The organism is Sphingobium salicis subsp. salicis, from assembly GCF_049472635.1.
GTDB classification, from domain to species: domain Bacteria; phylum Pseudomonadota; class Alphaproteobacteria; order Sphingomonadales; family Sphingomonadaceae; genus Sphingobium; species Sphingobium yanoikuyae_A.
The window spans coordinates 194,730-221,327 of record NZ_JAYRCS010000002.1 but is presented as its reverse complement, the minus strand read 5'-3'; the positions used below and the strand labels follow the sequence as shown (position 1 = coordinate 221,327).

Annotated in this window: 27 protein-coding genes; 9 read left to right on the top strand and 18 right to left on the bottom strand. The window is 62.5% G+C overall.

Annotated features, from left to right (window positions below):
* The first annotated feature begins 159 nt into the window (after positions 1 to 159).
* The 3 genes from VHN57_RS25580 to VHN57_RS25570 are packed head-to-tail and all read left to right on the top strand — an operon-like array spanning position 160 to position 1,385.
* Entirely contained in the window at positions 160 to 747 is a 588-nt protein-coding gene (locus VHN57_RS25580; RefSeq protein WP_004206998.1) for a recombinase family protein, read from the top strand.
* Between the two features lie 36 nt (positions 748 to 783).
* Positions 784 to 1,053, top strand: coding sequence for a BrnT family toxin (locus VHN57_RS25575; RefSeq protein WP_232313826.1), 270 nt, complete (start codon positions 784 to 786; stop codon positions 1,051 to 1,053).
* Complete coding sequence (locus VHN57_RS25570; RefSeq protein WP_004206995.1) at positions 1,050 to 1,385, top strand: BrnA antitoxin family protein; 336 nt, start codon at positions 1,050 to 1,052, stop codon at positions 1,383 to 1,385. The genes VHN57_RS25575 and VHN57_RS25570 overlap by 4 nt, the downstream gene beginning before the upstream one ends.
* A gap of 62 nt (positions 1,386 to 1,447) precedes the next feature.
* Here the strand turns inward: VHN57_RS25570 and VHN57_RS25565 are convergent, their stop codons facing one another.
* The 7 genes from VHN57_RS25565 to VHN57_RS25535 form a co-directional block, all read right to left on the bottom strand.
* Positions 1,448 to 1,981, bottom strand: a complete 534-nt coding sequence (locus VHN57_RS25565) for an SMI1/KNR4 family protein (protein ID WP_084439161.1) — start codon at positions 1,979 to 1,981, stop codon at positions 1,448 to 1,450.
* Between the two features lie 111 nt (positions 1,982 to 2,092).
* On the bottom strand, positions 2,093 to 2,527 hold the full coding sequence (locus tag VHN57_RS25560; protein ID WP_232313827.1) for an MFS transporter: 435 nt from the start codon (positions 2,525 to 2,527) through the stop codon (positions 2,093 to 2,095).
* A 20-nt stretch (positions 2,528 to 2,547) separates the two neighbouring features.
* Positions 2,548 to 2,883: an MFS transporter gene (locus tag VHN57_RS25555; protein ID WP_234831925.1), complete on the bottom strand. Its 336-nt coding sequence runs from the start codon at positions 2,881 to 2,883 to the stop codon at positions 2,548 to 2,550.
* Positions 2,884 to 2,911: 28 nt separating this feature from the next.
* A complete protein-coding gene (locus VHN57_RS25550) occupies positions 2,912 to 3,250 on the bottom strand; it encodes a hypothetical protein (protein ID WP_017503244.1) in 339 nt (112 codons plus the stop codon).
* Between the two features lie 124 nt (positions 3,251 to 3,374).
* On the bottom strand, positions 3,375 to 4,742 hold the full coding sequence (locus tag VHN57_RS25545; RefSeq protein WP_017503243.1) for a Dyp-type peroxidase: 1,368 nt from the start codon (positions 4,740 to 4,742) through the stop codon (positions 3,375 to 3,377).
* 3 nt (positions 4,743 to 4,745) lie between these two features.
* Positions 4,746 to 5,357, bottom strand: coding sequence for a hypothetical protein (locus VHN57_RS25540; RefSeq protein WP_017503242.1), 612 nt, complete (start codon positions 5,355 to 5,357; stop codon positions 4,746 to 4,748).
* 40 nt (positions 5,358 to 5,397) lie between these two features.
* The gene (locus tag VHN57_RS25535; protein ID WP_026109628.1) at positions 5,398 to 6,486 is read right to left on the bottom strand and encodes a catalase family protein; all 1,089 of its coding nucleotides are present in this window, start codon (positions 6,484 to 6,486) and stop codon (positions 5,398 to 5,400) included.
* Between the two features lie 155 nt (positions 6,487 to 6,641).
* On the opposite strand from VHN57_RS25535, the gene VHN57_RS25530 reads away from it, so the two are divergent.
* Positions 6,642 to 7,265 (top strand): TetR/AcrR family transcriptional regulator, encoded by a 624-nt coding sequence (locus tag VHN57_RS25530; protein WP_017503240.1) that lies wholly within the window; start codon positions 6,642 to 6,644, stop codon positions 7,263 to 7,265.
* Positions 7,266 to 7,276: 11 nt separating this feature from the next.
* Here the strand turns inward: VHN57_RS25530 and VHN57_RS25525 are convergent, their stop codons facing one another.
* Positions 7,277 to 7,399 (bottom strand): hypothetical protein, encoded by a 123-nt coding sequence (locus tag VHN57_RS25525; protein ID WP_268812428.1) that lies wholly within the window; start codon positions 7,397 to 7,399, stop codon positions 7,277 to 7,279.
* Between VHN57_RS25525 and VHN57_RS25520 the strand changes: the two genes are divergently transcribed.
* From VHN57_RS25520 to VHN57_RS25505, 4 genes are read left to right on the top strand one after another with little or no spacing between them, the layout of a single operon-like run.
* The gene (locus VHN57_RS25520) at positions 7,355 to 7,759 is read left to right on the top strand and encodes an acyl-CoA thioesterase (RefSeq protein ID WP_036526801.1); all 405 of its coding nucleotides are present in this window, start codon (positions 7,355 to 7,357) and stop codon (positions 7,757 to 7,759) included. The genes VHN57_RS25525 and VHN57_RS25520 overlap by 45 nt on opposite strands.
* Positions 7,756 to 8,622: a 3-hydroxyacyl-CoA dehydrogenase gene (locus VHN57_RS25515; protein ID WP_017503238.1), complete on the top strand. Its 867-nt coding sequence runs from the start codon at positions 7,756 to 7,758 to the stop codon at positions 8,620 to 8,622. The genes VHN57_RS25520 and VHN57_RS25515 overlap by 4 nt, the downstream gene beginning before the upstream one ends.
* 27 nt (positions 8,623 to 8,649) lie before the next feature.
* On the top strand, positions 8,650 to 10,416 hold the full coding sequence (locus tag VHN57_RS25510) for an oleate hydratase (protein WP_017503237.1): 1,767 nt from the start codon (positions 8,650 to 8,652) through the stop codon (positions 10,414 to 10,416).
* Positions 10,417 to 10,457: 41 nt separating this feature from the next.
* Entirely contained in the window at positions 10,458 to 12,947 is a 2,490-nt protein-coding gene (locus VHN57_RS25505; protein WP_017503236.1) for a heavy metal translocating P-type ATPase, read from the top strand.
* Positions 12,948 to 13,073: 126 nt separating this feature from the next.
* Here the strand turns inward: VHN57_RS25505 and VHN57_RS25495 are convergent, their stop codons facing one another.
* Positions 13,074 to 13,385: a hypothetical protein gene (locus VHN57_RS25495; protein WP_099232143.1), complete on the bottom strand. Its 312-nt coding sequence runs from the start codon at positions 13,383 to 13,385 to the stop codon at positions 13,074 to 13,076.
* 3 nt (positions 13,386 to 13,388) lie between these two features.
* A complete protein-coding gene (locus tag VHN57_RS25490) occupies positions 13,389 to 13,730 on the bottom strand; it encodes a hypothetical protein (protein WP_017503234.1) in 342 nt (113 codons plus the stop codon).
* Positions 13,731 to 14,112: 382 nt separating this feature from the next.
* Between VHN57_RS25490 and VHN57_RS25485 the strand changes: the two genes are divergently transcribed.
* Positions 14,113 to 15,290, top strand: a protein-coding gene (locus tag VHN57_RS25485) for an IS3 family transposase (RefSeq protein ID WP_120249841.1) whose coding sequence is annotated in 2 segments (ribosomal slippage) — positions 14,113 to 14,377 and positions 14,377 to 15,290 — 1,179 coding nt in all. Because the reading frame shifts where the segments join, the coding sequence is not laid out codon by codon here.
* A 341-nt stretch (positions 15,291 to 15,631) separates the two neighbouring features.
* Here VHN57_RS25485 and VHN57_RS25480 read toward each other — a convergent pair.
* The 8 genes from VHN57_RS25480 to VHN57_RS25445 are packed head-to-tail and all read right to left on the bottom strand — an operon-like array spanning position 15,632 to position 26,595.
* Positions 15,632 to 17,038 carry an efflux transporter outer membrane subunit gene (locus tag VHN57_RS25480; RefSeq protein ID WP_048939165.1) on the bottom strand — a complete coding sequence of 469 codons (1,407 nt, stop codon included), beginning with the start codon at positions 17,036 to 17,038 and terminating at the stop codon, positions 15,632 to 15,634.
* 33 nt (positions 17,039 to 17,071) lie between these two features.
* Positions 17,072 to 18,199 (bottom strand): ABC transporter permease, encoded by a 1,128-nt coding sequence (locus VHN57_RS25475; RefSeq protein ID WP_017503204.1) that lies wholly within the window; start codon positions 18,197 to 18,199, stop codon positions 17,072 to 17,074.
* The gene (gene rbbA / locus VHN57_RS25470; protein WP_017503205.1) at positions 18,196 to 20,985 is read right to left on the bottom strand and encodes a ribosome-associated ATPase/putative transporter RbbA; all 2,790 of its coding nucleotides are present in this window, start codon (positions 20,983 to 20,985) and stop codon (positions 18,196 to 18,198) included. Before rbbA ends, VHN57_RS25475 begins: the two co-directional genes overlap by 4 nt.
* A complete protein-coding gene (locus tag VHN57_RS25465; RefSeq protein ID WP_126000035.1) occupies positions 20,982 to 21,959 on the bottom strand; it encodes an HlyD family secretion protein in 978 nt (325 codons plus the stop codon). The genes rbbA and VHN57_RS25465 overlap by 4 nt, the downstream gene beginning before the upstream one ends.
* Positions 21,960 to 21,978: 19 nt before the next feature.
* Positions 21,979 to 23,214 (bottom strand): phospholipase A, encoded by a 1,236-nt coding sequence (locus VHN57_RS25460; protein ID WP_036526765.1) that lies wholly within the window; start codon positions 23,212 to 23,214, stop codon positions 21,979 to 21,981.
* Entirely contained in the window at positions 23,211 to 23,984 is a 774-nt protein-coding gene (fabI, locus tag VHN57_RS25455) for an enoyl-ACP reductase FabI (RefSeq protein WP_017503207.1), read from the bottom strand. The genes VHN57_RS25460 and fabI overlap by 4 nt, the downstream gene beginning before the upstream one ends.
* On the bottom strand, positions 23,981 to 25,174 hold the full coding sequence (locus VHN57_RS25450) for an acetate/propionate family kinase (protein ID WP_004207060.1): 1,194 nt from the start codon (positions 25,172 to 25,174) through the stop codon (positions 23,981 to 23,983). The genes fabI and VHN57_RS25450 overlap by 4 nt, the downstream gene beginning before the upstream one ends.
* Positions 25,171 to 26,595 (bottom strand): bifunctional enoyl-CoA hydratase/phosphate acetyltransferase, encoded by a 1,425-nt coding sequence (locus VHN57_RS25445; protein ID WP_004207061.1) that lies wholly within the window; start codon positions 26,593 to 26,595, stop codon positions 25,171 to 25,173. The genes VHN57_RS25450 and VHN57_RS25445 overlap by 4 nt, the downstream gene beginning before the upstream one ends.
* Positions 26,596 to 26,598 lie beyond the last annotated feature (3 nt).

Below are 26,598 nucleotides of genomic sequence, written 5' to 3'. Positions count from 1 at the left end.
ATAAGCGCCCCGCCTGATGCGCCCGACGACACATTCCGCCGCTAGCAGGCATCCCCCCGGAAATTCCAGCAATCTACGCACGCCCAAAATCCGTAGCGTCCGATAAACTCTGCCGGAAAGGAGGACTGTCCCACAACAAGCTATCAGGGGTTTTCCGACATGCTTATAGGCTACATGCGCGTCTCTTCCACAGATGACCGGCAATCGGTCGATCTTCAGCGCGATGCGCTGATCGCAGCCGGCGTCGATAGCCGGCATCTCTATTCCGACAAGGCATCCGGCGCTCGCGAGGACCGGGCGAGCCTGCGGGCCTGCCTCGAATATCTCGCAGCCGGCGATACGCTGGTCGTGTGGAAACTGGATCGGCTCGGCCGCTCCCTGCCGCATTTGCTGTCGATCCTGACCGATCTCAGGGAGCGTGACGTGTCATTCCGGTCATTGACCGAGCAGATGGACACGGGAACGCCGCATGGCGAGCTGCTGTTTTCGCTGTTCGGCGCGCTGGCCCAGTATGAACGGGCATTGACGCGCGAGCGCATCATGGCAGGCCTTGCGGCCGCCAGACGGCGCGGGCGCTACGGTGGCTGCCCGCGAACGATCGATGCGGAAAAGCTCGATCAGATCACCGCCGCCCTTGCCGGTGGCGCTAGCAAGTCGTCGATCAGCCGCACGTTCAACGTGCCCCGATCGACCCTCGCAGATACGCTCGCGCGGGCCGGATGGCTCAAACCGCCGCGCCTTGCGTAACGACAAAAACATAATTATATTTCCGTAATGCCATCCATGCGCTTCTCCTGGCACCCGGCCAAAGCCGAGAGCAATCTGAAGAAGCACGGCGTCAGCTTTGCGATCGCTACTCGTGCGTTCACAGATCCTTTCGCGCTGAGCGATCAGGATCGGATCGAAGGTGGCGAGCGACGATGGCAAACCTTGGGCCTCGTGGAAGGGCATCTGCTCCTCCTCGTGGCCCACACTGTCGTCGAGCAAGACGATGACGGCGAGTATGTGGATTTCGGCTCGAAAGGCCGATCGAACGGAAAGGCGACGTTATGAAGAAGAAAGACGCTGATACCGTCCGTTTCCAACTCGATCCGGACAATCTGCCGCCGTTGACCGAAGCGCAACAGGCCGAACTGGATGCCCTGCAGGCGATGCCGGATAGCGGGATCGACTATAGCGACTCTCCGGCGCTGACAGAGGATTTCTGGCGGAACGGGCAGCGTGGGCGCTTCTATAAGCCCATCAAGCAGCAGGTGACGGCACGCCTTGATGCTGATGTGCTCGCCTGGCTCAAATCGCAGGGTAAGGGCTACCAAGCCCGCATGAACGCCATACTTCGCCGTGAGATGCTGGCGACCGCCAGAAGGCAGGAAAAGCCACGTTAATTTAGATAGTTAGGCTATCGGTTATCGTGTGGTTTCCGTCAGCGCCGAACCGTAACCTCTAGCTACTCCTCTTCTATCCCCATCGCTTTCAAGTCCAATCCCAATTCCTTTAAACTGGGCAGGGGAGGAGGATCGAAGGCTACCAGTGCATCGATAAAGTCATGAAAGCTGTCGTATACGGGGGTTATCGCCCTAGAAGGCAGAGCTTCATCGTGCAGCCATACGGATATCTTTCCATCAATTCTGTCAATTAACAGCATATTACCCAGACCGATTTCCGCAAAAACCACAGATGTTTTTGGAATCTGCATGGATAATTGTTCGTTTATGCGAATTATTCCTAAGCTTCCGTCAACAGGGCCATATATAACTGAAACGCCAATTCTTCCTGAATCGTCGGAATAGGCGCATTTTTCCGCAGGAAATTCAACATCATTATTGAAAACTATCGCTGATCCGAATTCAATAAATAAGTCACGAAGCTCAGACGGCAGCAATATTCTTAATGAACTCTCTATCTGGTCTAATTCGATCAAAGAATCTCCCGGCATGTGGAGTGATTCTGCATCGAATGATGGATCAAACTGAAAGGTCATATATTTTCTGCCTTACATCATTAGGGCGTCGCTATCGTGTCCGTTCCGCACCGCGCCTCAATCACGCCACCTGATTGGTATAGCCGTTAGCGGATGGGCACGACAATCAGGTCAATCTTGGCGCGTCGATGCTTTGATTGGTGCTGCGCTCCATCTACGATTGAATATCCGCCATCCGACTAAGCCCGCGACAACGCCCAGCAGGCCGCCCACGAGATAGGCGGTTGGCGCATCATTCGGCACAAAAAAGCAGCCGCCAGCAACATAGCCGCCGATTACGGCGGTGCGTGTCACCGCACCATAGATCGCGGCGACCTTGCCATGATCGGCGGGCGGGCATTCCGACTGGAACAAGGTTCGGACAGCGACGTTGTGGATGCTGTTTGCGCCGCCGCCTAGGATGAAGGCGACGGCAACGATTGCCAGCCCGATCGGCGCAAGGCCGATCCACAGCATGGTCGCGCCCATGACAGCGGCCGTGCCGAACGCCGCCAGTCCGACCCTATGGCCAATAACCCTTTCGGCCAGCCCAGCGCCGATCAACATCCCAACCGCCCATAGTGCCGTCAGCATTCCAAACGCGGTCGGCCCGCTCCCAGCGTCACCATCACGAGAAACACGAAAGCAACGTCGGCTATGGCGGTCGCAAACACTTCGAGGCTGAGCGCACCCGTAACCACCATCAACCGTCGATTGCGGAGCAGCGGCAGGTAGTCCGCGAACAGGGTCTCTTCCTCCTGATCGTCCCGTTGTGGCTTGCGGCGAAGCCTGCTCGCCATCACGACGAGGGCCAAAAGGGCAAAACTGGCGGCATCGGCTAAAAGCGCATTGCGCGATCCGATCCATCCCACCAGTACGCCCCCAGCGACTGGACCAGCGAGCATTCCAAGGCTGCGAACCATTTCCATAAGGGAATTGGCGAGTGCGAGGTCATTCCAAGCCGCTTGCCAGCACTGGAATCAACGCGAATGTTGCGGCGCTGCTGATCGTGAACAGCACGCTCAACAGCGCGGCCCCGGCGAGCGTGAACATGGGATAATAGGCGATAAATGCTATCACGCCCGCTTGCAGAACTGACACCATGACCAGAATGCGGGCCGCCTCCCGGCGGTCGATCAAGCGGCCCGCCCAGGGTGCGGCGATCAGACCGGGTAGCAGCTCCGCGGTCAGCAGCGTCGGCACCGCATAGCCGGATGCGTTCTCGGCAGTGCGGAACATCAACGTCAGCAACGTGATTTCATCGCCGGTCGTCGAAATCGTAAGCGCCACAAGGACCAACCATCCCCAGCCTTGCCGAAACTCAACTCCCACTCACTTAACCTTCCGCACAGCCCCGCACTTTCCGGGTCACTCTGCACACTTCAAATCTCAACCGACAATCAGGTGAATAGCTTTAGCGTCGTTCTGCCAACCACTTAAGCGCCGATAGGCTTGGCATGAACAGATATTCGCCTCCCTTCATGACATTGAAAGTCTGCACACCGTCGATGCGCTTGCGCGCGGGCGCCTGCGGGATGGTGAACCGACCGTCCTCCTCATGCAGGCCGACGATTGGATCGCGCTCTTCGCCAAGGTCGACGAAATTCCCGCGATTGATCCATTCCTGCTGCATGAACTCGATCGTGTCATAGGCACGCGCGCTGATGAAGATGAAGAACAGGCCGCGATCGCCTTTCTTATCGTCCTGCGGCGTGACATCCTCGGAATAGACCGGCCCGAAGGTCGAGGAACGACGGATGATCCTGTGGATGTTGACGTCGGTGAGCAGCGTCAACTCGGAGTCGCGGGGATTGAGCCGGCGCATATGGCAGCCAAGCGGCACAACGCGACCTTTGGGGTCATCCTTGAAGCTGAAGTCGTTGTTGCGCTGCGGGTCGGCGCCGAGGTCGGGATCGTCGTGATCGGGCGACAGCGTCAAGGGCGCGCCGGAACGCCAGCGACCGAACATCTTGGCGGCTAATAGCTCGCGTTCCTCCGGCGTCTCGCCATGCGCCTTGAGGAAGGCGTTAAAACAGCCGACCCGGCTGTTGTACTTGCGCATAACGACGAAGGTGCCGTTCTTGCCCAGCCCGGCGGGCTCGGGCATGCCAAGCGGTTGGCCGTTCTCGCTTTCATATCCAAGAATGAACTCGCCCGCCTTGATCGGGCGCTCCTCGCCCGGCAGCGGATCGACGCCGCTACCCTCGACGGCGGGCTGGGAGATCGAATCCCGGAAACCGAACGGGTTTTTCGCGCCATCCGGCGCGCCGAAACGATGCTCGCCGAGCAGGGTCACGCCGCTGCTCCGGTCGAGTTCGGTGCGCGCCGTCGCCAGCGCCTTATCGAGCGCAGCATCATCCACGGCGTAGATAGTCAGCGCGAGATGGCAGTTGCCGGGCTTGAACACCTCTTCCCAGTTTTCAGGCGCGTTGGGCCCGAAGTCGCGAAGCTGCTCCGCGCGTGCGGCCATGCCCTGCTGGAAGGGGAGCGGGAATGTCTTGAGCTGCGCTTCGGGAACGCCGAGCGCCTTCAGCCCCTCGAAGCTGAGTGCGGCCCCGATCCAGAAATCAAGATCCTCGCTCCAGTTGTCGGCAGATGCGATATGGGGCGCGAGCCGGCCGAGAAGATCGCGCGCGCCCTCCGCCTCGTCGAAATGGAGCATGGCGTGGATACCGACATAAGGCTCGGGCCGGCTTCGCAGGATCAGCGCCTGAATGTCGTGCAGATCGAGCGTAACGCTGTCGCGCCGGAAGCGCTCTTTCAGTTTCTGAAGGATCGCCATGGCTCAGCCCACCTTGTCCAGGAATTCGTTGACCGCATGCTCCATCCGCTGAAGGCGGCGCACGTCGACGACGGTCACCTGCGGGTTGGCGACGAACCAGCCGGCAGCGGTGATCTGATGCTCGGCGATGAAATCCTTGACCTTGGGGCTTGCGATGCCAGGCCAACCTTCGACCGAAGCGAAAAGCAGGTCCATCAGGTCGGGGATCTTGGTGGCGAAGTCGTTGATATAGGTGTCCCAGTCGCCGTCATAGGCGGTGGCGAACAGGATGCGTGTGTCGTTGTCGAAGAACACGAACCGCATATTGTGGAGCGTGCCGACCTTCTGCGCGCCATCGAAATTGCCGTTCACCAGCCCGAAGATGCGTTTCAGCCGGTCCGCGCCGCCTGGCTTCAAGTTTGCGATGGCTGTGAGCTCGGAGACATTGCCGGACTGGGCGCCGACACGGCCAGCCGAGCCCGCCGTGCCCTTGAGGTCGGGATTGTGCTTCGTCACCATCTGCTCAAGGGCGAGCTTGGCGAGCTGCGGCGCGTCGCCGGCCACTTCCTCGATCCGCCGCCGGATGGCTTGAAGGCGGGTTTCGTCGATCTGCGGGGTGTCTTCGGTTTCGGCCATGGCTGGCCTCCTTTCGTGATTGCGTGTGACGATCGGTGCGTCAGTCCGGGATGGCGTCGATGTTTGTCGGCTCGACACGAGGCTGGGCGTTCATCTCATGGCGGTAGCGGGTGGATCGCTCATAGGCGGCGATGCGCACCCGCATGATCGATCCGAGCGGCTGATGATCGCGGATACCGTGCCAGGGATTGAACGACAGCACGTCATCGCCATAGACCCGCCGCGCCGGCGAATAGGCGTCCTGCGGCGGGATGCGCAGCGTGGCGATCGGCTGGTGTGGCGACAGCTCTTCGGGCCAGAGCACCGCCGCGTCCTCGACAGGCATCTTGTCGAGATCAGCGCAAAGTTGGGCGCGCAGTTGATACTCAGCACCTTGGTCGCGGAAATGCTCGACAACCAGATCGCGCATGGTGGCATCCTCCACCGTGCCGACGTCCTTGCCGGTGAGCGCGCGGACATTGTCGGAAAGCGGCGCGGCGCTGATCTTGGCGATGTAATCGCCAAAACGGATCGCCGCCATCGAGTGATAGGTCTCGCCAAGCAGATGGTCGTTGTCGCGCGCGAGACCGCGCAGCGTGGCGCCGGGCTCGACGCCGACCGCTTCGACCGCAGCTTCCACGCCGCGCGCCACCCCAGCCATCGCTCGCTGGAGAAAGACCGGGTTCTGGGCATTCTTCTCCAGAAGGCTGATGAGCTGGCGATATTTACCGATCGTGCCGAAGCTCAAGGTCGGGATGTTGACGAGCAGGAAATCCTGGTTTTGGCCCTGGTCTTCGGGGAGAAGCCGCTCGCCTTCGACGCCGATCACCTTGATCGCCATGCCGCGCGGGGCGGGAATCGTGTCGGAGTGAATGTCGCCCGGCGCTGATGAGAGGCGGATCACCATGGAATAGGTGGCCGGGCGAGCGAAAAGCCCCTGACGCAGATGCTCCGGCAGTTCCGGCACGACGAGTTCGCCCTTGAGGAACCCGTGGCTCTTGGCATGGGCGTCGCGCACCGCATGGCGGTGGCGTTCGAACGCCTTGCGGTTGGTATTCGCCATGATCTCAAGGATCTCGGCGGTCAGCCGCTCCTCGTCCTTGCCGAGAACCTCCACGTCCGGAGAATAGCCAATGTAGGTTTGAGCCAAGAGCGCTCCTTCACACTGAGATTTCGTTGCCCAGGAACGATTTCGGGTCGAAATCGCCGTTGATTTCGGATATCAGTTGATATCTGGTCTCACTGAGAACGCGGAACCTCCGAAAAGGTTTCGCACGTCTCGCCCGTTGGTTGGAGAACGAACCCATGCCGCTTACGCGCAAGGACACGCAGCGCCAGACGCGGGACCGGCTGATCGCGGCCGCGCATTCCTCGATTATCGAGGAGGGGGTCTCTGCCATGTCGATTCGCAACATCTGCAGCGCCGCAGGGCATTCGCAGGGCGCCTTCTACTCGAACTTCGCCAGCAAGGATGATCTGCTGGTCGAGATCCTGCAAAGCCATATCCAGGACGAGGTCACACTGCTTCGCGACCTGGTCGCGCACTGCTCCGGCGACGATATCGAGGCGACGCTGCAGGTGCTGGCCGCGCGGCTCGCGAAGTTGGCCGACGAGGCACAATGGTCACTGCTCTCGATCGAATTGCAGCTCCATGCCCGGCGCGATCCGGCTTTCGCCGAGCGGCACCGGGAGGGCAAGGCGGCCTGCTATCGGATGTTCGGTGAGCTCGTCGCCGATCTGACGCAACGCTTCGCACTTCGTCCGGCCTTGCCGCCGATGCAGACCGGTATCGGTCTTTACGCGGTCTGGATGGGACTGGCGGTGCAGGGCGATGTCGAAGGCGCCATGCCGCGCGACGAGATGCTCGTCGGCTTCTTCCGCGCCATGGCAGGACTGGGTTCGTCGCATGAGGAGCAGGCGTATTCGTGAGCGGGATCGTGTCAGATCGTCGACGCATCGGCTGCGATGAGCACGGACACCCGCTCGTCGGCGAGGTGGATGAGCATCGGCGCTTCCATATCCGCTTCCGCGCCCGGGACGCCGACATCGACGAACTCGGCCATGTCAACAATGCGGTCTGGGTGACCTGGATTCAGGATGTGTCGGTGGCGCATTGGCTGACGGCCGCGCGGCCGCAGGATCGCGACCGGTTCGTCGCGGTCGTGCTGCGCCATGAGGTCGACTATCGCGGCAATGTCCGGGCGGGAGACGAGGTCAGTGCGATCACCTGGGTCGTCCGAGCGCCGCGGGGTGCCCGCTATGCACGATGTGTCGAATTCCATGCCGAAGACGGCCGGACGATCGTCGCCTCGCTGACCCAATGGGCCCTGGTCGATCGGGAAACCGGCAAGCTGGCCCGCGTCCCGGTGGAGGTGGCGGCTCCGTTTCTAAGTGACGATACCGCGCAGAAGGAAATTGGATGAGCGATATCAGGAAAGTGGCGGTTCTCGGCACGGGAGTCCTCGGGAGCCAGATCGCCTTCCAGACGGCCTATAGCGGCTTCGATGTTGTCGCCTACGACATCAGCGAGGAAGCTCTCGAACAGGCGCGCGCACGGCTGGCGGCGCTCGTCGAAACCTACACGAACGAGGTGTCGGGCGCGGCTGGCGGCAAGGCGGCCGGGGCGCTCAAGCGGATCGCTCTGCTGAGCGATCTCGGCGCGGCCGTCGCGGACGCGGACCTCGTGATCGAGGCGGTTCCGGAGGTTCTTTCGATCAAGCAGGCGCTCTACGAGAAACTGGCGGGGCTCGCGCCGGACAGGACGATCTTCGCCACCAATAGCTCGACCCTGCTGCCGAGCGGCCTGAAGGCTTACACCGGCCGACCGGACCGGTTTCTGGCGCTGCACTTCGCCAACAGCATCTGGAAGTTCAACACCGCCGAGGTGATGGGCACGGACGACACCGATCCGGCCGTGTTCGATGCCCTGATCGCCTTCGCCTCCGCCATCGGCATGGTGCCGATCCCGGTGCGCAAGGAGAAAGCGGGTTACGTCCTCAATTCGCTTTTGGTGCCGCTCCTGAACGCGGCCGCCGATCTGGCGGCCGGCGGCTATGCCGAGCCGGAAGATGTCGACAAGGTCTGGCGGATCGCCACCGGCGCGCCGATGGGGCCGTTCCAGATCTACGACATCATCGGATTGAACACCCCCTACAACATCCTCTCGCATGGCGACGAGCATGCTCAGTCGCTCGCCGCCTGGCTGAAGGAAAACTACATCGACAAGGGCAGGCTCGGCATCGCCTCGGGCGAAGGCTTCTACAGCTACAAGCCCTCCGCAGACTGATCCCAACAAGAAGAACAGGAGTTCGCCATGCACTATAGCAGCGGAAACTATGAAGCCTTCGTGCGTCCCCGCAAGCCCGAGGGCGCCGACAAGAAGACGGCCTGGTTTGTCGGTTCGGGGCTGGCGGGGCTTGCCGGCGCGGCCTTCCTGATCCGCGACGGCGGCGTTTCCGGCGACCGCATCACCATATTGGAAGAGCTGGAAATCCCCGGCGGCGCGCTCGATGGTCTGGACGTGCCCGAAAAGGGCTTCGTCATTCGCGGCGGCCGCGAGATGGAGGAGCATTTCGAGTGCCTGTGGGACCTCTATCGCTCGATCCCCTCGCTGGAGATCGAGGATGCCAGCGTGCTCGACGAGTTCTACCGGCTCAACAAGGACGATCCCAACTTTTCGCTGCAGCGAACGACGCAGAACCAGGGTCAGGACGTGCCCGACAAGGCGCTGCTAACGCTCAACGACAAGGCGCAGAAGGATCTCCTCTCGGTCTTCCTTGCGACGCGGGAGGAGATGGAGAACAAGCGCATCAACGAGGTCTTCGGCGAGGACTTCCTCAAGAGCAATTTCTGGCTCTACTGGCGCACCATGTTCGCCTTCGAGGAATGGCATTCCGCGCTGGAGATGAAGCTCTACCTGCACCGCTTCATCCATCACATCGGCAGTCTCGCCGACTTTTCCTCGCTCAAGTTCAATCGCTACAACCAGTATGAATCGATGGTCCTGCCGCTGGTGAAGTGGCTGACCGATCACGGGGTTAAATTCCGCTACGGCGTCGAGGTCACCGATGTCGATTTCGACATCCAGCCCGGCTCCAAGCAGGCGACGCGCATCCACTGGAAGGAGCGCGGCGTCGAAGGCGGCATTGATCTCGGGCCCGACGATCTCGTCTTCATCACCATCGGCTCGCTGACCGAGAATTCCGACAATGGCGACCACAGGACACCGGCGAAGCTCAACGAAGGACCGGCGCCGGCCTGGGACCTGTGGCGGCGGATCGCGGCGAAGGATCCGGCCTTCGGCCGCCCGGACGTATTCGGCGCCCATATCCCGGAGACGAAATGGGCCTCCGCGTCGATCACTGCCCTCGACGCCCGCATTCCGGCCTATGTCGAGAAGATCACGAAGCGGAACCCCTTTACCGGCAAGATCGTCTCCGCCGGTATCGTCACGGTGAAGGACTCGGCGTGGCTGCTGAGCTGGACGGTTCATCGCCAGCCGCATTTCAAGAAGCAGCCCAAAGATCAGATGATCGCCTGGTTCTACGCGCTCTTTGTCGATTGCCCCGGCGACTTCGTGAAGAAGCCGATGCAGGAATGCACCGGTGAGGAGATCACCCAGGAATGGCTCTATCACCTCGGCGTGCCGGTCGAGGACATTCCCGAACTCGCGGCATCCGGCGCCAGCACCGTTCCCACGATGATGCCCTATATTACCGCCTTCTTCATGCCGCGCCAAGCGGGTGACCGGCCGGACGTGGTGCCGGAGGGCGCGGTCAACTTCGCCTTCATCGGCCAGTTCGCGGAGTCGAAGCAGCGGGACTGCATCTTCACCACGGAATATTCGGTGAGAACCCCGATGGAGGCCGTCTACACGCTGATGAATGTCGAGCGCGGCGTGCCCGAGGTCTTCAACTCGACCTATGATATCCGTACACTTCTTGCTGCGATCGGTCCGCTGCGGGACGGCAAGGGCATCGATCTTCCCGGGCCGGCCTTCCTGCGCAAGCTGCTGATGAAGAAGCTCGAAGGCACCGAGATCGCCAAGCTGCTCGAAGAGTTCCATCTGATCGAGGAGTGAACAAAGACCGGAAGGCACGCGCGGCGTGTGAAAGGTGATGAATGGCCGACGACGATCAGAAGAGCGAACGCGCCGCCGAGGTGACTGGGGCGCACGGCCATCATCACCATCATGAGCCGGACGGCGAAACGCCGTCCGGTCACGTCGACCATGATCCGGTCTGCGGCATGGTGGTCGATCCCGCCAGGACCGCTCACAATGCTGAGTATGAAGGCGAGCGCTACGTCTTCTGCTCGGCCGGCTGCAAGGCGAAGTTCGACGCCGACCCCGTGCATTATGCGGCACTGGCAGCGCATGCTGCACATCACCATGAGGGTGCTGCCGCCCATGGCGATCATTCCCACCATAGCCACACGCATGGACCTGATACCCATGAGCATCACCACGTTGCGGCAGTAACGGCAACCGCAACGGAAGGGACGATCTGGACATGCCCGATGCATCCGGAAATCCGCCGGGATGCGCCGGGTAGTTGCCCGATCTGCGGCATGGCGCTGGAGCCGCTGATCGCGGCGGCGGATGCCGGACCAAGCCCCGAACTCGCCGATATGACCCGACGCTTCTGGATCGGCCTCGTGCTCGCCTTGCCCGTGTTCCTGCTGGAGATGGGCGGTCACCTGATCCCGGCGCTGCACCATTTGGTGCCGATGCGCATCTCGATCTGGATCCAGTTCGCGCTGGCGACGCCGGTGGTCCTGTGGGCCGGATGGCCGTTCTTCGAACGTGGCTGGGCGTCGATCGTCAACCGCAGCCTCAACATGTTCACGCTGATCGCGATGGGCACCGGGGTCGCCTGGGGCTACAGCATCGTCGCGACATTCGCGCCGCAGCTCTACCCGCAGGCTTTCCGAGGCGCCGATGGCACGGTCGCGGTCTACTATGAGGCCGCGGCCGTGATCACCGTGCTGGTGCTGCTCGGTCAGGTCATGGAACTGCGCGCCCGGGAGCAGACCTCCGGCGCAATCCGCGCGCTTCTCAATCTCGCGCCGAAAACCGCCCGGCGGATCGGGCGGAACAATGCTGAAGAGGATATTCCTGTCGAAGCCGTCGTCATCGGTGATCGGCTCAGGGTCCGGCCCGGTGAAACCGTGCCGGTTGACGGCGTGGTCGAGCAGGGTCGCTCATCGATCGATGAATCGATGGTGACCGGAGAATCCATGCCGGTGACGCGTGTAGTCGGCGAAGCGGTCGTAGGAGGTACGCTGAACCAGACCGGCGCGCTCGTCATCCGGGCTGAAAAAGTCGGGCGCGACACCATGCTCGCCCGCATCGTCCAGATGGTCGCGGATGCCCAGCGCTCGCGCGCGCCGATCCAGCGCATGGCTGATCAGGTGTCGGGCTGGTTCGTGCCGGTCGTCATCGCCGTCGCGCTGCTCGCCTTCGCGGCCTGGGGTGTATGGGGGCCGGAGCCGCGGCTGGCGCATGGCCTGATCGCGGCCGTTTCCGTGCTGATCATTGCCTGCCCCTGCGCGCTCGGGCTCGCGACGCCGATGTCGATCATGGTGGGTATCGGCAAGGGGGCGGCCGCCGGCGTTCTGATCAAGAACGCGGAGGCGCTCGAGCGGATGGAGAAGATCGATACTCTGGTGGTCGACAAAACCGGGACGCTTACCGAAGGCAAACCGGCCGTTACCCGGATCGTCGTGGCCCCGCGATTTGTCGAGGAGACCATCCTGCGGCTTGCAGCCGGCGTGGAGAAGGCGTCCGAGCATCCGCTTGCGCGGGCGATCGTGGCGGCTGCCGACGAGCGAAAGATCACCATCCCCGATGTCGCCGACTTCGACTCGCCGACCGGCAAGGGGGCGATCGGTCGTGTCGAGGGCCGGCATGTGGTGCTCGGCAGCACCACCTTCCTCGCCGAACATGGGGTTGATACAGCGCCGCTCGCGGCACAGGCCGATGAGCTACGCCGCGACGGCGCAACCGCCATCTATATCGGCATCGATAAAGCCATCGGCGGCATCTTCGCCATCGCCGACACGATCAAGGCGACCACGCCTGAGGCACTGAAGGCCCTGCATGCGGAAGGCATCCGCATCGTCATGCTGACCGGTGACAATCGCACCACAGCCGAAGCCGTTGCGAGAAAGCTCGGCATCGATGAGGTCGAGGCCGATGTGCTGCCGGACCAGAAAGCCGCGGTCGTCGAGCGCCTGAAGGCGCAGGGCAAGGTGGTGGCGATGGCGGGTGACGGCGTAAATGACGCGCCGGCGCTTGCCGCCGCCGATGTTGGTATCGCCATGGGATCGGGGACCGACGTTGCGATCGAAAGTGCGGGCGTGACGCTGCTCAAGGGCGATCTCACCGGCATTGTCCGCGCGCGACGCCTGTCGCAGGCGACGATGGCCAACATCCGCCAGAACCTCGCCTTCGCGTTCATCTACAATGCGGCAGGCGTACCGATTGCGGCCGGTGCGCTCTATCCCACGTTTGGGCTGCTGCTGTCGCCGATCATCGCTGCTGCCGCGATGGCGCTGTCGTCCGTCAGCGTCATCGGCAATTCGCTGCGGCTCCGGACAGTGAAGGCATGACGGACCAAGGCCCCGACCTTGTGGCGGGGTCTTGCGTGGGGTCTTAGTCGGCGCGCCTGCCGTTGGGGCGGGACCAGATCAGCGAGAAGGTGTCTTCGCCCTCGTTGTCGAAGAGGTTGGCATAGATCAGAGCGCCGATCTTCTCATGATGCCCTCGGCTGTCAGGGCGTCCGCGATCTGACGGTCGAGTGATCCCACAGCATTGAGCGTTCGCACCATCTCCTCGATGCGTGCGAAGTGAGCCAGATCGTCATAGTTGGCGGTATTGCGGATGATCACATGCTCTGTTCGCGCGCCGGTCTGCCACAGGATCGCGAACCAGATACGGCCTTGCGCACGGCTCTTGTCGACCGTCACGCTGTCGATCACGAGCCGCATCATCTCTTTGCGTTCGTCGATGCCAGCCCGCTTCGAGAACGCGGGCAACAGGGTCGGCAATGGTCAGGATACGCGTTCGCGCGGCGGCGGCCAGGGCGTTAACCTGCTCGACATGCCACCGCGCGTAATCCTGTTCGACGCGTCGGCTTCGCGTATTTTCTCTTCCCACAACGTTTCCAGCGAACGTGCGACGAGCCGCTTTTCCGACTCCACGGCATCATATTGTCGGCGTGCACGCTCCGCTTCGTAATGCGCCTTCTCCCGATTCAGCGCCCATTGACGTTCCAGGAGCCGGTTTTCGCCGTTCATCTGTTCATGAGCCGCAAGCGCAAGGTCGATGCGATCGGGTTGCAGAGCTTCGATCAACAGCCGCTCGACCTCTGCATCAACCTGGTTTGCGCACATTCTGGCAGTGCCCGCTCTGCTCGCTATCGATGCAGTGATAGACGGGGGTCTTCTTATGGGCAGAGTGAGTGAAGACCCATGCGGTGTCCGCATATCCCGCAGACCACGATGCCTTGAAGCATCGCTGCGCCACGCAGGGGCGCTCCGCGCCGGCCAGCGTTGAAGTTGCCGATATTGTCGGCGAGCCGCCCGACGTTGCTCATGTATGCCTCCCATTGGCTATGCCGATGAGCCCGCGTAGGTGGTGACGCCATAGCCATATAGACGACTGGTCTATTATTCGTTATATATGCTGATCATGAATTTGACACCCAAAGCATGATCTGCCCCCCGCTGAGTGGCCCAGAGACTATGATAGTTTGGACCACGAAAGGGACGATGAATGCCGAGCAAGAAGCACAAGCCGGAAGAAATTATCGGCAAGCTGCGTGAAGTTGAGATTGTTCTGGCGCAGGGAGCCTCGACAGCAGAGGCGTGCCGCCGGATCGCAGTCAGCGAGCAGACATACTATCGCTGGCGCAAGGAATATGGTGGCCTGAAGACCGACCAGGCGAGGCGGATGAAGGATCTGGAGAAAGAGAACCAGCGGCTACGCCGGGCGATTTCGGATCTGACGTTGGACAAGCTGATCTTGCAGGAAGCTGCCAAGGGAAACTTCTGAGCCCCGCGCGGCGGCGGCGCTGCATCGATCAGTTGCGACGAGATTTGCCGATCCGGGTGTCCGAGCGACGGATATGCCGGGTGCTGGGGCAGCATCGATCGACACAGCGCAAGGTGCCGCGTGGGGCAGATGACGAACAGGCGCTCACGGAGGACATCGTCGCGCTGGCGAAGCAATATGGCCGCTATGGCTACCGCCGAGTGACGGCGTTGCTATGCCATGCGGGGTGGACGGTGAACCACAAACGGGTCGAGCGGATATGGCGACGCGAAGGACTGAAGGTCCCGCTGCGTCAGCCCAAACGGGGACGCCTGTGGCTCAACGACGGATCATGTATCCGCTTGCGGCCTGAGTATCCCGGGCATGTGTGGGCCTACGACTTCGTCGAAGGGCGCACGCACGATGGCCGCAAGTTCCGGATTCTGACGATCATCGACGAGGCCAGCAGGGAATGCCTGGCACTCATCGTTGCCCGGCAGCTCAAACACGAGGATGTGCTGGCGGCGCTGGCTGACCTGTTCATCTCGCGTGGGCCACCAGCGCATATACGATCCGATAATGGTAGCGAGTTTATCGCGACCGCCGTCCAGAAATGGTTGGGGCAGATCGGCGTGAAGACGCTCTATATCACCCCGGGATCACCATGGGAGAATGGCTATAACGAAAGCTTCAATGGGTCGCTTCGCGACGAACTGCTCAACGGCGAGATCTTCTACAGCCTCGCTGAGGCCAAGGTGCTGATCGAGGCATGGCGGCGGCATTACAACACCGTTCGCCCTCACAGCAGCCTGGGCTACCGACCGCCGGCACCGGAAACGGCGACACCGCCATATCCGGCCTCCGGTTCCGCTTCGCTCCACCTCCGTCCGGATATGGCGGCGATGGGCTTAATCCACTAACAAACCAATCGGGCCACTCGGTGGGGGCAGATCAGCCGCACGTTCGAGAAACTCCTTCATGGCTCACCTATTCTGTTCGGCGCATGCGCGCTCTCATAGCTCTAAAGCAGGAATAGCACAGTTGACCTTTAGATTTTATTCCACTGTGCCTGGCACCTAATTGATGACTGGAAAATTGATACGAGGCCGCATTTTTCCCAGTCACATCATGAGGTTGATCCTGCAGCGTCACTCAGCGACCTGCATTTTGTCGTGATCGGTCAGCTGAGTTCGTCGATCTGCGTGGCCCTCAAAAGGCGGAAAAGCAGACCTCGACGCTGGCCGAGCGGCCCGGCGCAACCTTACCAGCCGCCCCCCAGTGCACGATAGAGCTGAACGGTTGCCGTTCCTTGTGCGATGCGGGTCTGTTCCATCTTGTCCTCGTCCGAGAGCGCATCCAATCGGGCCTGCAACACATCGCCCAACTGCGTGCGTCCGGCATCGTACAATATCGCCAGCTGGTCGGCGCGTCGGCGGGCCATGTCGGATGTACGGATAAGCCCGGCCAGGCGTTCGTCCAGCCCCGCCCGAAAACCATAAGCGGATTCAACTTCCTCGAGCGCCGACAGCATGGCCTGGTCATAATTGGCGAGAGCAGCCTCAAGTTCGGCATCGCCCGCCTTGACACTGGCCTGCAACCTTCCGGCATTGAAAAGCGGCATCGATGCGGAAAGGCCGACCAGACCTCCGGTTCCGCCATAGCCCGGCAGGGCGCCCAGTTCGATATGCCCGTTCTGCCCCAGAAAATGGATGGCGAAGCGCGGAAGCAGATCGGCCTTCAGGCTCTTGAGGCGCGCCGCACGCGCGTTCACCAGCCATGATCGCGCCGCGACATCAGGCCGGCGATCAAGAATGTCGGAAGGAAGTTGCCCGGTGGGCGCATCTGGCGTCTCAAAAGTGGCGGAGGCGACCATATCCGGCGCCTGTTCGGGGACGTCGCCCGCCAGCACGGCCAGTCGCCGCTTGCGCGCATCGACGAGGGATGTGAGGGCCGGGCGGGAGGCGCGCAGCGCCTCCAGTCCATTGCGGGCGCGGGTGACATCGGCCGCTGTCGCGGCGCCCGTCCGCTGCCGGGCGGCCGCATAATCGACAAGGCGACTGGCCGTAGCCTCGCTGCGATCGAGGACATCGAGGCGCCGCCTCAGCCCCTGCAGCTGCTGATAATTTTCGACGACATCGGCGGCGACCATGAGCCTGACGCCATCGGCCGTTCGTGCGGTGCTTTCGGAAAGCGCGCGCGCCATTTCGGCGTCGGCATGGCGTCCACCGAACAGGTCAGCCTCCCAGGTGGCTCCAAGACCCACCAGATATCCACTGCCGCTGTTTCCGGACAGCGACGGCAGCATGGCCTGCCACTTGTCATCGATCCCGGCATCGCTCTGACTGGCCCACGCTGTGCCATTTGCGGCAACGGTAGGATAAAGCGCCGATTCCGCGACAGTGACTAGCGCACGCGCGGCGGCGACATGGGCCTTTGCAGCGCGGATATCGGCGTTTGCTTCGAGCGATTTCTCGACCAGCGCATCAAGAGCGGGATCGCCCCACGCCGTCCACCAGCGGTCTGTCCCGGTTATTGCCGCGTCGTTCGCCGCCGCCGCATCCAGGCGATTGGGCGGAGTGATGCGTGGCGCGTGCGCGGGCGTGTTCGGGACGCTGGCGCAAGCGGTGAGCAGCAGCGCGAGCGATGGAGGAAGCAATTGGCTATGCATTCTGATTTTCCTGGGTGATGTCATCCATGACCTTTAGCCCTGCCTTGAGAGCATCGAACGGAAGCGGCTGACGGCCATCGCCACGAAGAACACGCCCGAGCCGCAGATGATCGCGAGTTCCGGCAGGATCGTTCGCACGCCCGCGCCGCGATAGAGGATCGCCTGGGAGAGGCTGACGAACTGGGTGGTCGGCAGACATAGCGCAATCGTCCGGATCGCCGAGGGCATGCTCTCGAGCGGCGTTGCCGCTCCCGAGAGCAGATAAGCGATGGCGTAGACGGGCACTGCGAAGAGCCCGAACTGCGGCATGGATGGCGCGAGCGTTGCCATCCACATGCCGAGCGAGGTGACCGAGAAGAGGTAGAGAAACATCGCGGCAGTGAAGAGCAGGAGAGATCCGGTCAGCGGCACGCCCAGAACGCCATGAACGACGAACCAGAGGGACGCGATCGAGGCCAGCAGGATGACGAGGCCGTTGGCAAGGATCTTGGCGAAGGCGATCTCGCTGGCGCGCACGGGCATCACCAGCAGATGCTCGATCGTGCCATGCTCACGCTCACGGATCACCGCCGCGCCGACGAGGATGATCGAGAGCACCGTCACGTTGGTGACGATCTGCATGACCGAGGTATACCAGGCCGACTGGGCGTTGGGATTGAAATGCATCCGGCTTTCGACCTGGACCGGCAGCGCCTCCAGGAGGCCCCGGGCATGGAGGAAGTCGAGCGTTTCCTGCGCGAATATCTGCTGGAAATAGGCAGCGCCCAGACCTGCCTGCGTCATGGCGGTCGCGTCGACGAGAATCTGGACGGAAGGCGACCGGCCCGCGAGCGTATCGGCTTCGAAGCGGGGCGGGATTTCGATGACGAAGATATATTTTCCGCTGTTCATCGCAGGGCCGATCGCGGATCGCTCGATGTCCTCGGGTGGTTTGAAATAGGGCTGCTGGATGGCATCGCGCAGCCGGCGCGACAGTTCGGAATGATCCTCGTCCATGATCGCGACCGAAGCGTTCATGACCTCTGCGCGTACCCCGTTCGCAACAAGCTGGATCGCCACGGTGAAAGCGAAGAGGATAAGCGCCATCAGCGTCACATCCTTCATGACACTGCGCAGTTCCTTGCCGCTCAGAAGCGCAACGTTGAGAATCCAGCGCGTCATTTCTCCTGCTTTCCCAGCATCAGGCGTGCGCCGCCCACGAAGAGGAATGCGAGCGCCATCAGGGCCAGATAGGCCTGGCCGAAACTGGCCATGCCCAGACCCTTGGTGAATGTGCCGAGACTGACGATCTGGAACCAGGAGGAGGGGAAGGTCAGCCCGATGATATGGCTCGGGCCTGTCAGGGTGGAAACGGGGTAAAGGAGCCCGGAGAAGTTCACCGACGGAATAAGACAGATGAGGGATGTCGCGAAGATGGCGGCGACCTGCGAGCGCACAAAGGCCGAGATCATCAGCCCCAGCCCGGTGACAGACAGAATGAAGAGGAACCCGCCGATCAGAAGGGCCGGCAAGGACCCCTTGAGCGGTACTCCCAAAATGAAGACAGTCACCAGGATCAGCGTCACGAAACTGGTCATCGCAAGAAGGGCATAGGGCATCTGCTTGCCGACCAGGAATGCGCCCAGGCTCGCCGGCGAAGCGTAGAGATTGGTGATCGAGCCGATTTCCTTTTCGCGCACGACCCCAAGGGCCGTCAGCATCGCGGGAATGAGGATCATGCAGAGCATCAGGACGCCCGGCGCCATGGCGTAGATGCTGCGAAACTCCTGATTGTAGATGAAGCGCGGTTCGATTGTGGACGAGAGATCAGGCACAGCGAAGGGCTGCGCGGACCGCAACTGGTCCATTGCGTAGCGAAGGAGAACAGCCTCGGCATAAGCGCGGGCGTTCGACGCGGGGAAAGGACTCGCGCCGTCGATCCGCACGTCGACCGCGGGCCGCCGCCCTGCGGTCAGATCGCGTCCGAAGCCGGGGGGTATGTCCAGCACCATCTTGGTCGATGCCTCGCGCAGCGCCTGATCGGCGGCCGCGTCGCTCGCAAGTTCGGGCTCAACCCGGAAATAGCGTGACCCTTCAAAATAAAGTTGCAGGTCACGGCTGGCGGCACTGCGGTCATGATCGAGAACGGCAAGGCGGATATTCTGGACGTCGAAGGAAATGCTGTAGGCTGCAATGCACAGCAGGATGATCGGGCCGATCAGCGCGAAGGCGAGCCGGATGCGATCGCGCATGAGTTCGGTCGCTTCGCGCCGGGCAAAGGCCCAGGCGAAGCCCGGCCAGCTGCCGGCAGCGGTTGGTAATCGCGGCCGGCCGGGAGCCGTCGATCGCGCACCGGCGGCAGGAGTGGACGAAGCGACCGAAGCATCGACCGGCAGATGGGCGGAAGCAGTCGGCGCTTCGTCATTATCCTTCTCGAGGACAGCGATAAAAGCATCCTCGAGCCGCTGCGCATCATATCGCTGTGTGAGTTCCGTCGGCGCGCCGACCGCCAGAACCCGCCCGCGATGCATCAGCGATATGCGGTCGCACCGTTCCGCCTCGTTCATGAAGTGGGTGGAGACGAAGATCGTTACCCCTTCATCGCGCGAGAGGCGGATCAGATGGCGCCAGAACATGTCGCGCGCCGCCGGATCGACGCCGGACGTGGGCTCGTCCAGGATCAGGATCTCGGGTCGATGGAGGCAGGCGGCGGCGAGTTGCAGGCGTTGCCGTATGCCGAGCGGCAGAGCGGCGGGAACGGCATCGGCATGGGCTTCGAGCTCGAACTGGGCAAGCGCGGCCGAAACCAGTTCGCCTGCCTGCTGGCGTGGCACGCGATAGAGCCGCGCATGAAGGACCAGGTTCTGGCGAACCGAAAGCTCTTCATAGAGCGAGAAGGCCTGCGACATATAGCCCACGCGCATGCGCGTCTCCATGTCTCCGGGGGCGATCGGCCGCCCGAAAAGGCTGGCCGTTCCGTCCGTCGCATCGAGCAGGCCGGTCAGCATCTTCATGGTCGTGGTCTTGCCGCAGCCGTTCGAGCCCAGAAAACCGAATATCTCGCCGCGTCCGATGCGAAAGCTCACATGATCGACCGCTACGAAATCACCAAAGCGCCGCGTCAGATCATGCGCCTCGATTGCCGGCGCTTCGCCCTTGTCCTGCCAGGCCGGCACGACCAGCGCGTCGCCCGATGGCCGCTTGTCTTGCGGAAGCAGGCGAACATAGGCGGCTTCGAGCGTATCCGCGCCCGCGTCACGCATGATCTCGCGCGTATCCCCTTGCGCGATCACCTTGCCATCGTCCATCGCCACGAGGTGGCCAAAGCGCTCTGCCTCTTCCATGTAAGCCGTGGAGACCAGCACGGTCATGTCCGGCCGCTCCGCGCACATCGCATCCACCAGTTCCCAGAACTGCCGTCGTGAAAGAGGGTCTACCCCCGTGGTGGGTTCGTCGAGGATGAGCAGATCCGGATCGTGCACCAGCGAGCAACACAGGCCCAGCTTCTGCTTCATGCCGCCCGAAAGTTTGCCGGCGGGCCGGTCCGGAAAGGGTGCAAGCCCCGTCGCGTCCAGCAAGCGCCGCATATGCGCTTCCCGCTCGACTGCAGACAGTCCGAAGAGGCGACCAAAGAAGTCGATATTCTCGCGGACGGAAAGCGTCGGGTAGAGATTGCGACCAAGCCCCTGGGGCATATAGGCGACGCGGGAAAGGAACTCCTCCCGCTTGCGACGCTCGGTGAGATCGAAGCCGAGAACCGAAAGACGTCCCGTTTGCAGCTTTTTCACGCCGGATATGAGGCCGAGCAGCGTCGACTTGCCTACGCCATCGGGCCCGACCAGCGCGGTGGTCTTCCCCTTGGGCAGGGAGAGCGAAACCTCGTTCAGGGCGATGATACCGCCATATCGATGCGAAAGGCTTTCGATCCGTATCGCCTCTTCGGGGAGGATCTGAGCGGGCGGGATCATTTGTCGATCTTGGTGAGGTCGGGCCAGGGCTGGCGCGTATCGGTGCGCACGAACCCGTCCGCCGTCATGCCGGCTTTCAGCCTTCCGTCCAGGCCACGGGCGAGATCAGGCGCGATCTGCAGCTTCACCCGGTAGGACAGGTTCTCGCGTTCGCTGGCCGTCTCGACGAATTTTGGCGTGAACTGCGCATCGGGCGCCACGAAGCTGACGCGCGCGGGAATGGCGTCGCCAAAACCCTGCGGAAGAATGCGTGCCTCGTCGCCGATCCTGATCTTGCCGGCGACCGAAGCGGGCAGGAAGATGGTGAGCCAGGCATCCTCGGCATTGACCAGCGACACGATCTTGCCGCCCGGTGGCAACATGGTTCCAGGCTCGACGATCCGATATTCGACGCGCCCGGGCGTCGGTGCGATGATCCGCAGGTCGGCAAGGCCGGCTCTGGTTTGCGCGATCAGGGCGTCGGCCTGGGCAATGGCCGAGCGTGCCTCGCCGACACCGCCGCCCGCCGCCTGGGCGCCACCTTGCGCAGCAACCAAGGCCAGGCGACGCTGCTCCAGCTCGACGTTCGAGACCATGTCACGCTCCCGCAGCTTGCCGGTCTCGACCCAGTCGATGCGGGCGAGCTGAGCCTGACTGTCCCGCGCGGCGAGCTCCCCTTGCGCGCGCATGAGGGCGAATACTGCCTGTTCGCGCTTGGCAAGCGCTCCGGCGAGTTGGGTTTTGAGGTCTACATCATCCTGCCGGGCGATGACCTGACCCGCCCCGACGAGATCACCTTCATGGACGTCAAGCGACATCAGGCGGCCAGGATATTTGGCGGCAATATCGGTGCGCGTCATCTCGAGACGGCCGTTGCCGCGCACGATGGTATCGGGGAGCTTGTCGGTGCGTCCAAACATCCACCACAGCCCGAAAGCCAGGGCGATGAGGACGACGGCCAGAATGGGAATGACGATAGGGCCCCGCAGCTTCACGCTATACCTCCTTGAGCGTTCATCGCACGAGCGCCACGCCGATCCGCAGGCGCGTCACGTGCTTGTTATAGTCGAGCAGATTTTCGCCATAGCCGGTGAAGCCCTGGCCGAAGAGATAGAAGTCCGGGCCTCCGCCCAGGATACGCCGGAACGGGTAGGAGAGCTCGGCGGTCAGAGCTCCCTTGCCGCTACCCAGGTTGAGACGGGTAGAAGCCGAGACGCGCAGCCCATCATCCTCGCTGGCCTCAATGAAAAGCCCGCTATTGCCGCGATATCGGCGAATGTCAGGATTGTCCGAAAGGTTTCCGAGATAGAGCCACAGCCGCGGCGCGATCGTCAGCCTTCGGTCCTCGCCGAGCGAGAAGCCGGCCATCGGGGCCAGATAGAGCATGTTGAGGCTGCGCGAGGCTGCGCCATCGCGTCCATTGGACTCATGGCGAAGGCCGATCTGGCCGCTGATCGTGGCCTTATCTGACACGGGCAGGGCAGGCGAGAGATAGAAGAGCTCGGGTTGATAATCGATATTGCGGAAGGGCGAGGATTTCGCCGCCACGTCCCAGAACATGCGCTGGGTATAGGCGAAATAGAGGCCGTCGATCAGCGAGGGAGAGCGGTCCATCCGCGCTCGACTTCCGAACAGCTGATATTTGAAACTGATCTGGATGCGTGCGTCGGTGTTGGTGCCGGGGCCATAGACCGCATAGATCGGTTCGTAGACCGAGAGATTGGGGATGAAAGCATTGCCCCGGGTTCGGTCTGTCGGCGATGGTGTGACGGAGTCTGGCGATATCTGCGGAGAGGTCGGAGGCGTGAGCGAGGGCGCGGCAGTCAGGGCGACCGGGGCAGAGCGGTCGGCCTCAGGATCGACGCCGATCGTCAGGAGGATTTGCTGCGTTGACCAGGAGGGAATGGACAAGGCCGCGCCGTCCATGACGTCCTGAAAGTCGATCCGGTAGCGCGCCGCCGCAAAGCCATTGGCCCGGATCGTCAGAACCGCAGCCTGTTTTTCGCCTCGTTGCAGCCAGACCTTTCGATACGTGCCGTTGCTGACCAGATCGGCCGCAACCTCGTCGGGAAGGCGAACCTCCTGCGCGGCCGCCCCGGCATTGAGAACGCGCACATCGACAAGGATATGTCCGCTCTGATCGCGGTTGCCTGCGCGCTGGACGACATACTCCAGAGCAGCTTGCGCGTGCGCCTGCGACGCCAGTACGGCGCTGGCTGCGAGGGCAAGAGGGGCAGCCCGAACGATCACGCGAAAAGATGCTGCCCGTTATCGACCGGAATGATCGTGCCGGTGATCCGCTTCGCGGCATCGCTGACGAGGAAGGCGGCCAGCGCGCCGACGTCGCTTACGTCAACCAATTTTCCTGCGGGAACCTGCGCGGCAGCCCGATCGAGCAACTCGTCGAACCGGTCGATTCCGCTTGCGGCGCGGGTGGCAATCGGCCCTGGTGAAATAGCGTGTGCCCGAATGGCTTTGGCGCCCAGTTCCGCGGCGACATAGCGCGTTGCGCTTTCCAGGGCCGCCTTGACGGGACCCATCAGGTTATAGTGTTCGACCACCCGCTCCGAACCATAGAAGGTCACGCAAAGCAGGCATCCGCCCGTTGCCATCAGCGGTTCGGCGAGCTTCGCCATGCGAAGGAAACTGTGGCAGGACACGTCCATCGCCGTCGAGAAGCCTTGCGCACTGCTGTCGACCACCCGACCGTGGAGATCCTCCTTCGGCGCGAAGGCGATCGAGTGCAGCAGGAAATCGAGGCCACCCCAGCGTTCTTGCACCTGGCCGAAAAGCGCCTCGAGTTCGCCGGGGATGCGTACATCGCACGGCGCAGTCCATTCGACGCCGAGCTGGTCGACGACAGGCTGGACCCAGTCCTTTGCCTTTTCGTTGAGATAGGTGGCGGCAAGCCGGGCGCCGCACCGGGCAAATGCCTCCGCGCATCCTGTCGCGATGCTATGTTCGTATGCGATCCCGATGACGAGGCCGCGCTTGCCGGTCAGATCTACAAGCGGTGTCATTGGGCGGTCTCCTGCAGCAGGCTGAGCGTGTGAATTGCGATCATGCGTTCCTCGTCGGTGGGGATGACGAGGGCCTTGATCCGGCTCTCGGGGGCGCTGATCAGCGTCTCACCTGCAGCATTGGCGCGATCATCGATCTCAAGGCCCAGCCATTGGAGCCGGCGACCAATAAGACTGCGCATGCCCGCGTCATTTTCGCCGATGCCAGCAGTAAAGATGATCCCGTCCACACCCTCCAGCGAAGCGGCAAGGGCGCCGGTGTCACGGGCTACCCGCCAGGCGAAGAGATCAATCGCTTCTTTCGCTTCGGGTGCGTCGCTCGCGGCAAGCGTGCGCATGTCGCTGGAAATGCCCGACACGCCCAGAAGGCCCGATTGCCTGTAAAGCATATCCTCTATCGTCTTGGCGCCCATGCCCATCTGCGTCATGAGATGCAACACGACACCGGGGTCGAGACTGCCCGAGCGGGAGCCCATCATCAAACCGTCGAGCGCGGTGAACCCCATGGTCGTGTCGACGCTTTGCCCCGCCGCCATGGCGCAAAGGCTCGCGCCATTGCCCAGATGTGCGGCGATGACCTTGCCCGAGGCCAGCGCCGGGTCGATCGCGGCGAGGCGCCGGGCGATATATTCATAGGAAAGGCCGTGAAAACCGTAGCGACGGATGCCCTGGTCGTGAAGCGCACGGGGGATTGCGAAACGAGAGGCAAGGGCTGGCTTGTCATGATGGAAAGCGGTGTCGAAGCAGGCGACCTGAGGCAGGTCGGGATCAAGCTTGGTGATCGCCCGGACGGCAGCCAGGTTATGGGGCTGATGCAGGGGCGCCAGCGGACAAAGTGCTTCCAGCTTGTCGATCAATTCAGAATCGATGCGCCGCGGGACGGAAAATTCTGTGCCGCCATGGACGATGCGGTGTCCGATGGCGGCGATCTCATAGCCTTCAAGTGGATGCTGCATCGCCCAGGAAAAAAGATCGGCCAGCAAGTCGGCGTGGGTAAGGCCTGCGCCATCCGGCCAGGTGCGATCGAGCAGGATCGTACCGTCCGTCCTTCGGGCCTTCAGCGCTGGCACTATCCCGATTTTCTCGATCTTTCCGCCGGCCGCGAGTTGGAGGCTGCCTCCCGGCTCCATGGCGAAGAGAGAGAATTTGATGCTCGACGAGCCGGAATTGAGGCTGACGACCGCCTTCATGCACTCTTGCCCCCGGGCAATCCAGGGGCTGCCGGCGTCACGGCGCGCGCCATCAGCACCGCCACTGCGCAGGACGCGAGACGCGTGCGCAGGCTGTCGGCACGGCTCGTCAGGATGATCGGCACGCGCGCGCCAAGCACGATACCGGCCGCGTCGGCGCCGCCCAGGAATGTGAGCTGCTTGGCCAGCATGTTCCCGGCTTCGAGGTTGGGCACGACCAGAATTTCCGCATGGCCCGCAACTTCGGAAACGATACCCTTTTCCCTGGCCGCGGCCTCGCTGACCGCATTGTCGAAGGCGAGGGGTCCATCGAGAATGCCGCCGCTGATCTGCCCGCGATCCGCCATCTTGCAGAGCGCCGCCGCATCCAGCGTCGAAGGCATTGCCGGGTTGACGGTTTCGACCGCAGCGAGGATCGCGACTTTGGGCGCCTCCATGCCGATCACATGCGCGAGATCGATGGCGTTGCGGATGATGTCGGCCTTTTCCTCGAGGGAGGGGGCGATGTTGATAGCGGCATCGGTAATGATGAGCGGTGTCGGCCGGCCAGGCACGTCCATGACATAGGCATGGCTGATCCGTCGTTCGGTGCGAAGGCCTGTAGCGGAAGAGACTACCGCGCCCATCAGTTCATCCGTGTGCAGTGATCCCTTCATGACGAGCTGCGCTTCGCCCGTGCGCACCAGTTCCACCGCCTTGGCCGCTGCGGCATGACTGTGCGCCACCGGCACGATCCGGAAACCGTCGATCGCGCGCGAGGCCGCAGTGGCTGCGGCCTTGATCTTCGCATCGGGCCCGATGAGGATCGGGGCGATCAATCCGGCTTGCGCCGCATCGAGCGCCGCAGTGATGGCGGCTTCGCTGCAAGGATGCACGATCGCCGTCGGGACCGGATCGCTACCACCGGCAAGCTCCATCAGCCGGCGATATTTGTCATGATCGTTGAGGCGAACGTCCGGCAGCTCCGCGCGCGGGCGCAGCACCTTTTCGCCGGGCGCGATCACCTGGGCCTGGCCAGTGATGACATCCTCGCCATGCTGGTTGGCGCAGCGGCAGTCGAGGATCAGGATTTTCTTCTCCGCACGCTTCTCGACGACGGTGACCGAGGCGGTGATCGTGTCGCCCGGTGCGACGGGGCGGCGGAAGCGCAACGACTGGTCCAGATAGATGGTGCCAGGACCGGGTAGTTGCGTTCCGAGGACGGCGGAGATGAGGCCGCCGCCCCACATGCCGTGGGCAATGACGTGGCGGAACATGTCGGTCGCGGCATATTGCGCGTCGAGGTGAGCCGGATTGACGTCGCCAGACACCAGGGCGAAAAGCTGAATGTCTTCCGGCTCGAGCGTTCGTGTGACCGATGCGGTGTCGCCAACTTCGATTTCATCGAAGGTGCGGTTTTCGATCATCGCTGGACCGGCCATCGC

Excerpts from the sequence above, each read along its gene's own strand:
- VHN57_RS25540 (WP_017503242.1), bottom strand. The coding sequence starts at position 5,357 with ATGGCCGAAACCGAAGACACCCCGCAGATCGACGAAACCCGCCTTCAA.
- VHN57_RS25570 (WP_004206995.1), top strand. The coding sequence starts at position 1,050 with ATGAAGAAGAAAGACGCTGATACCGTCCGTTTCCAACTCGATCCGGAC.
- VHN57_RS25515 (WP_017503238.1), top strand. The coding sequence starts at position 7,756 with ATGAGCGATATCAGGAAAGTGGCGGTTCTCGGCACGGGAGTCCTCGGG.
- VHN57_RS25480 (WP_048939165.1), bottom strand. The coding sequence starts at position 17,038 with ATGCATAGCCAATTGCTTCCTCCATCGCTCGCGCTGCTGCTCACCGCT.
- VHN57_RS25530 (WP_017503240.1), top strand. The coding sequence starts at position 6,642 with ATGCCGCTTACGCGCAAGGACACGCAGCGCCAGACGCGGGACCGGCTG.
- VHN57_RS25555 (WP_234831925.1), bottom strand. The coding sequence starts at position 2,883 with ATGGTTCGCAGCCTTGGAATGCTCGCTGGTCCAGTCGCTGGGGGCGTA.
- VHN57_RS25580 (WP_004206998.1), top strand. The coding sequence starts at position 160 with ATGCTTATAGGCTACATGCGCGTCTCTTCCACAGATGACCGGCAATCG.
- VHN57_RS25450 (WP_004207060.1), bottom strand. The coding sequence starts at position 25,174 with ATGAAGGCGGTCGTCAGCCTCAATTCCGGCTCGTCGAGCATCAAATTC.
- VHN57_RS25445 (WP_004207061.1), bottom strand. The coding sequence starts at position 26,595 with ATGGCCGGTCCAGCGATGATCGAAAACCGCACCTTCGATGAAATCGAA.
- VHN57_RS25525 (WP_268812428.1), bottom strand. The coding sequence starts at position 7,399 with ATGGCCGAGTTCGTCGATGTCGGCGTCCCGGGCGCGGAAGCGGATATG.
- VHN57_RS25475 (WP_017503204.1), bottom strand. The coding sequence starts at position 18,199 with ATGACGCGCTGGATTCTCAACGTTGCGCTTCTGAGCGGCAAGGAACTG.
- VHN57_RS25560 (WP_232313827.1), bottom strand. The coding sequence starts at position 2,527 with ATGTTGATCGGCGCTGGGCTGGCCGAAAGGGTTATTGGCCATAGGGTC.
- VHN57_RS25510 (WP_017503237.1), top strand. The coding sequence starts at position 8,650 with ATGCACTATAGCAGCGGAAACTATGAAGCCTTCGTGCGTCCCCGCAAG.
- VHN57_RS25545 (WP_017503243.1), bottom strand. The coding sequence starts at position 4,742 with ATGGCGATCCTTCAGAAACTGAAAGAGCGCTTCCGGCGCGACAGCGTT.
- rbbA (WP_017503205.1), bottom strand. The coding sequence starts at position 20,985 with ATGATCCCGCCCGCTCAGATCCTCCCCGAAGAGGCGATACGGATCGAA.
- VHN57_RS25565 (WP_084439161.1), bottom strand. The coding sequence starts at position 1,981 with ATGACCTTTCAGTTTGATCCATCATTCGATGCAGAATCACTCCACATG.
- VHN57_RS25505 (WP_017503236.1), top strand. The coding sequence starts at position 10,458 with ATGGCCGACGACGATCAGAAGAGCGAACGCGCCGCCGAGGTGACTGGG.
- VHN57_RS25490 (WP_017503234.1), bottom strand. The coding sequence starts at position 13,730 with ATGTGCGCAAACCAGGTTGATGCAGAGGTCGAGCGGCTGTTGATCGAA.
- VHN57_RS25575 (WP_232313826.1), top strand. The coding sequence starts at position 784 with ATGCGCTTCTCCTGGCACCCGGCCAAAGCCGAGAGCAATCTGAAGAAG.
- fabI (WP_017503207.1), bottom strand. The coding sequence starts at position 23,984 with ATGACACCGCTTGTAGATCTGACCGGCAAGCGCGGCCTCGTCATCGGG.